Origin of the sequence: Kurthia populi, from assembly GCF_042686175.1 — a bacterium.
In the GTDB taxonomy this organism is placed as follows: Bacteria; Bacillota; Bacilli; order Bacillales_A; family Planococcaceae; genus Kurthia; species Kurthia populi.
In genome coordinates this window covers 1-1,428 of sequence record NZ_JBHUOR010000009.1, presented here as the reverse complement: position 1 = coordinate 1,428, position 1,428 = coordinate 1, and the positions used below count along the sequence as shown (strand labels likewise).

Here is a 1,428-nt window from a genome sequence, read left to right as displayed (position 1 = left end):
TCGAAAGAACTTGACGATAATCTGCAGACGAAAAATGATCAAAAGGATGCGCTGGTCATCGCACGTTTGATACGTGATGGCCGATTTAGTTATCCACGCCTTTTAGAAGGCGTAGAAGCAGAATTAAGAAACGGTGCGACCTTACGTTCAAAGCTTCAAGAAGATTTGAGCGCACTTCAAAATCGCATTATCCGTTGGCTAGATCGATTTTTCCCAGAGTTTACACAAGTATTCAAAAGCTTTGGGAAAATGGCGTATGCGGTGCTTGAAAAAACACCGCTACCAATGGATATTCAAGGGAAAACGCCTGAAGAACTGCTTTCCCTTTATCGCCAAGTAGAAGGGCTGAAAAGCCCTCAACTGCCAAAATCGAAACAATTAGTCCGTATTGCGCCTCACTCAATTGGATTAACAGAGGGGCTTGTGATGGCACGTTTTGAAATAGCCACGCTACTTTCTCAGTACCATATGATGCAGGCACAACTCGATGAACTAACTTGTCAGCTAACGGCTCTTGCGAAACAAATGACGGATTATGATTATTTGGCGTCCGTTCCTGGTATCGGAGATATTACTATTGTCGATTTATTATCAGAAGTCGGTTCACTCGCACAATATGCACATCCACGCCAATTAATTAAACTAGCGGGGCTTACATTGCGTGAAAACTCTTCTGGCCAATCAAAAGGACAAAAAAGAATCTCTAAACGAGGTCGGCGTAAATTAAGGGCGCTTTTATTCCGCGTTATGATGCCTTTAATTCTTCATAATTCTGCTTTCAAAGCGCTTCATGAGTCCTATACGACAAGGACGAAAAATCCTTTACGGAAGAAGCAGTCTATTGTCGTACTTTGTGGGAAACTGTTAAAANTTTTATTCCGCGTTATGATGCCTTTAATTCTTCATAATTCTGCTTTCAAAGCGCTTCATGAGTACTATACGACAAGGACGAAAAATCCTTTACGGAAGAAGCAGTCTATTGTCGTACTTTGTGGGAAACTGTTAAAGATTTTACATGCCTTGTGCAAAAAGAAAGTGATGTTCGATGAACATCAGATGATGACAGACTTTACGGTTCTCAAAGCAGCTAGCTGATTACATTTGACTGAAAGTCTAAGCAAAAGGATAACACGGAGAAGCCAGCACGATTCATCACCTTCGACCTTTCACTTCATGAATGAGTCCCTATAGGAGCATCGCTAGCCTCTGCCTTATGAACAGACCGAACGAAGGAATGTACGCGCAATTAGACGCCTAGAGATATGGGAGGGTTCGTCGTCATAAGCTACGCAGAGATCCAAAAGTGTATCATATAAACTTGGATTCAGAAGAAATTATTTCCATTTAATGGTCTCTTCTTTAGCGTAGCGTTTCGATGAATTAACATAAATATCAATTAATACAAAATTAAGTTAGATATGCGTGTTG

The 1,428-nt window shown here is 40.9% G+C and carries 1 pseudogene; it reads left to right on the top strand.

The window, feature by feature from the left end:
- Window positions 1-876 (top strand): annotated as a pseudogene (locus tag ACFSY7_RS02050) (IS110 family transposase); the annotation flags it as partial.
- Window positions 877-1,428 lie beyond the last annotated feature (552 nt).